This is a genomic window from Caballeronia sp. (assembly GCF_049581465.1).
Classification (GTDB): Bacteria; Pseudomonadota; Gammaproteobacteria; order Burkholderiales; family Burkholderiaceae; genus Caballeronia.
This window is the reverse complement of record NZ_JBAUSA010000537.1, coordinates 1-3,651: the sequence shown is the minus strand read 5'-3', so window position 1 is coordinate 3,651 and position 3,651 is coordinate 1. Positions and strand designations below refer to the sequence as shown.

5 protein-coding genes are annotated in these 3,651 nt (G+C 60.9%); 1 reads left to right on the top strand and 4 read right to left on the bottom strand.

The features are described from left to right. The coding region (locus WCA53_RS13315) for an NADPH:quinone oxidoreductase family protein (RefSeq protein ID WP_423910710.1) at positions 1–917 on the top strand (917 nt) is incomplete at its 5' end. A gap of 79 nt (positions 918–996) precedes the next feature. On the opposite strand, the gene WCA53_RS13310 is transcribed toward WCA53_RS13315, so the two are convergent. The 4 genes from WCA53_RS13310 to WCA53_RS13295 are packed head-to-tail and all read right to left on the bottom strand — an operon-like array spanning position 997 to position 3,444. Then, positions 997–2,202: a CaiB/BaiF CoA transferase family protein gene (locus WCA53_RS13310; protein ID WP_423910705.1), complete on the bottom strand. Its 1,206-nt coding sequence runs from the start codon at positions 2,200–2,202 to the stop codon at positions 997–999. A 36-nt stretch (positions 2,203–2,238) separates the two neighbouring features. After that, positions 2,239–2,463 carry a DUF1653 domain-containing protein gene (locus WCA53_RS13305; RefSeq protein ID WP_423910713.1) on the bottom strand — a complete coding sequence of 75 codons (225 nt, stop codon included), beginning with the start codon at positions 2,461–2,463 and terminating at the stop codon, positions 2,239–2,241. Between the two features lie 20 nt (positions 2,464–2,483). Continuing rightward, on the bottom strand, positions 2,484–3,080 hold the full coding sequence (gene recR, locus WCA53_RS13300) for a recombination mediator RecR (protein ID WP_423910700.1): 597 nt from the start codon (positions 3,078–3,080) through the stop codon (positions 2,484–2,486). A gap of 37 nt (positions 3,081–3,117) precedes the next feature. Next, on the bottom strand, positions 3,118–3,444 hold the full coding sequence (locus WCA53_RS13295) for a YbaB/EbfC family nucleoid-associated protein (RefSeq protein WP_423910697.1): 327 nt from the start codon (positions 3,442–3,444) through the stop codon (positions 3,118–3,120). Positions 3,445–3,651: the final 207 nt, after the last annotated feature.

Here is a 3,651-nt window from a genome sequence, read left to right as displayed (position 1 = left end):
TGCCCGACCTACATCCCGGTCCCGGCGAAGTGGTGATCGACGTGCACGCGGCGAGCGTGAATTTCCCAGACGTGCTCGTGATTCAGAACAAATACCAGACCAAACCCGATCTGCCATTCACGCCCGGAGCGGAATTCGCCGGCGTGGTCCGAGAAGTGGGCGCAAACGTCAAGCACCTTCAGGTCGGCATGCGGGTTGCGGCCTATACGGCGCAAGGAGCATTTGCCGAGCAGGCCATCGCAGCCGAATCGGCATGCATGCCGTTGCCCGATGCCATCGATTTCGCGAGCGCCGCCGCGATCACGCTGGCTTATGGCACGTCGCACCATGCGGTCGTCGACCGGGGTGCGCTTCTAAAGGGTGAAACCATGCTGGTGCTTGGCGCGGCGGGCGGCGTCGGACTGGCGGCAGTCGAGATCGGCAAGGCGCTGGGCGCGCGGGTGATCGCGGCGGCATCGAGCGCTGAAAAGCTGGCTTTGTGCAGGGAGCACGGCGCGGACGCCACCATCGACTATTCGAGCGAAAACCTGCGCGACCGCGTTAAGGAATTGACTGGCGGCCGTGGGCCTGATGTCATTTACGATCCAGTCGGCGGGGAGTATGCGGAACCCGCGTTTCGAAGCATCGGATGGCGCGGGCGCTACCTGGTCGTCGGCTTTGCGAACGGTGAGATTCCAAAACTGCCACTGAACCTGGCGCTGCTCAAGGGTGCGAGCATTGTCGGTGTGTTCTGGGGGCAACATATCCAGCGCGAGCCTGAACTTGCCCGCGCGGGGTTCGAACAGATATTCGGATGGATCAAGGAAGGCCGGTTGCGGCCGCACGTTACGAAGCGTTATTCCCTTGATCGAACCGCCGAAGCTTTGAACGATATGGCAAACCGCCGGGTATCGGGGAAGATTGTGATTGAGCCTTGAGGCCCAAGCATCCGCGGAGCAGGCGTGAAGCGTTTGCTCAAGGCCTGTCGGTATCGCTCGCGCATGAAAGATCAAAAGCTCAAACGGCTTTGCTGGCCCGCAACCGCGCGATCTCGTCAGGCTCATACCCGAGCGATTGCAGGACTTCGTCGGTGTGTTCACCCAGTTGCGGGCCGAGCCAGCGCGTTGCACCAGGCGTCTCGGACATCTTTGGCGTCACGTTGGGCAGCGTAATCTCACGGCCGTCTACCCAAGGAAAACGCTGCAGCATCTGGCGCGCGAGATACTGAGGATCGGTGAACATGTCGGCCACGCTATAGATTCGGCCAGCCGGTACGTCGGCGGCGTTGAGTACGGCAAGCGCTTCGTCGATGGAGCGCGTACACAGCCACACGCGGATCGCGTCGTCGATTTCCTGCGTACGCGGCACGCGACCGTCGTTTGACGCGAGCGTGGGATCGTTGGCCAGGTCCTCGCGTTGTATCGCCAGCATTAGCCGCTTGAAAATCGGGTCGCTGTTGCCGCCGATCACGATACTGCCGTCCCGGCACGGATACGTATTCGAGGGCACGATGCCGGGCAGCGACGCACCCGTACGCTCGCGTACCATGCCGTACACGCCGTACTCCGGCACCACGCTTTCCATCATGTTGAAGACGGCTTCGTAGAGCGCGACATCGACCACCTGGCCTTTTCCGCCGTTCACCTTGCGATGATGCAGCGCCATCAATGCGCCGATTACGCCGTGAAGCGCCGCAATCGAGTCGCCGATGGAAATGCCGATTCGCGGCGGCGGCAGATCGGGATAGCCCGTGATGTGACGCAGCCCGCCCATCGATTCCGCTATCGCACCAAAGCCTGGCCGATCACGATACGGCCCCGTCTGCCCATATCCCGAGAGACGCACCATGACAAGGCCGGGGTTCTCGGCCGCGAGAACCTCATAGCCGAGCCCGAGTTTTTCGAGCAGGCCTGGGCGAAAATTCTCCACGACGATATCGGCTTCCTTCGCCAGCCGCCGCACGATCTCCTTGCCCTCTTCGGCCTTCAGATTGACGGTTACCGATTTCTTGTTGCGCGCCTGGACGGCCCACCAGAGCGACGTTCCGCCGACTTCCGGATAGAGCTTGCGCCATTTGCGCAGCGGATCGCCGCCATTCGGATCTTCGATCTTGATCACGTCGGCGCCGAACTCGCCCATGAAACGCGCGGCGAACGGCCCGGCGATCAGCGTGCCGAGTTCGAGGACCTTGACACCGGCGAGCGGTCCTGTAGATGCGCTCATCCTGCCTCCCATTCTCTTGGTGAATTCAACGCGCGATTACAGCGGAATCTCAAGCGCCTTGAATCGCGGCGAACCGTCGGCGAGCGTGTCGTTGAACATTTCTGCGGGACGCACCCACAAGCCGTATTCGTGCGGCCACAGGTGCTCGTAGACGATCATTGGTTCTTCCGTCTCCGAGTGCCGCGCGACGCCGATTACACGATACAGCCCGCCCTTGTAGTGCCGGTGCGTGGCGAGCGCCAGTGCTTCTGCTTCGGTCATTTTCGTACCTTCGACTTCGTTCAAACCGAGCGCCGATCCAGCATCGCCCGGGCGATCGTGCCGGCGTCCACATATTCAAGTTCACCGCCAACGGGGACACCGCGAGCAAGCCGTGTCACTTTCAGGCCCTTCGCCTTAAGCGTCTGAGCCAGATAATGCGCGGTCGCTTCGCCCTCGTTCGTGAAGTTGGTCGCCAGCACGATTTCCGTCACGAGTCCGTCCGTCGCGCGCTGGATCAGCCTGTCGAAATGAATCTCCTTCGGGCCGATACCATCGAGCGGACTCAGTCGCCCCATCAGCACGAAATACAATCCGCGATAAGTCAGCGTCTGCTCAAGCATGATCTGGTCGGCGGGCGTTTCAACCACGCACAGCAGCGCGGGATCGCGCTCGGGATCGATGCACACTTCGCAGAGATCGGCTTCCGTGAACGTGTTGCACTTGTCGCAATGCTTCAGATGCTCCGTCGCGAATATCAGCGAACGGCCCAGCTTTTCTGCACCAGGACGATCGTGCTGCATCAGGTGATAAGCCATGCGCTGCGCCGATTTCGGACCGACGCCCGGCAGCGCGCGCAACGCTTCGACGAGTGCCGACAAGGCAGATGGCTGTTTCATGCGATGGCCGTGTGCTCTCTTTTCTTGTTTATCGTGCTTAGAACGGCAGCTTGAAACCCGGCGGCATTGGCATGCCGGCCGTCATGCCGCTCATTTTTTGCTGCGAAGTCGCTTCGGCTTTACGCACAGCGTCGTTGAACGCGGCGGCGACGAGGTCTTCCAGCATGTCCTTGTCGTCTGCGAGCAGGCTCGGATCGATCGATACCCGGCGCACGTCGTTCTTGCAGGTCATCGTCACTTTCACGAGGCCCGCGCCCGATTGGCCTTCCACTTCGATGAGGGCGAGTTCGTCCTGCATCTTCTTCATGTTGTCCTGCATTTGCTGAGCTTGCTTCATCAAGCCGGCGAGTTGGTTCTTCATCATGGTCGGGCTCCTTCTTTGGGGAAACGGGTAAAGCGTTCGAATGACATGCCGCGCGGTTCAGTGTGCGATCCGGCGCTGGCGGTTGATTCATGCGTCGGGAGGGTTTCTGGCATTCCCAGTGTGTTACGTTTTGGCGTTCGCTGGGCCCGTTGGGTCAGTGCCACTGACATATTTCGGCTCACTGCGTACCGCATACGACGTTCCAGT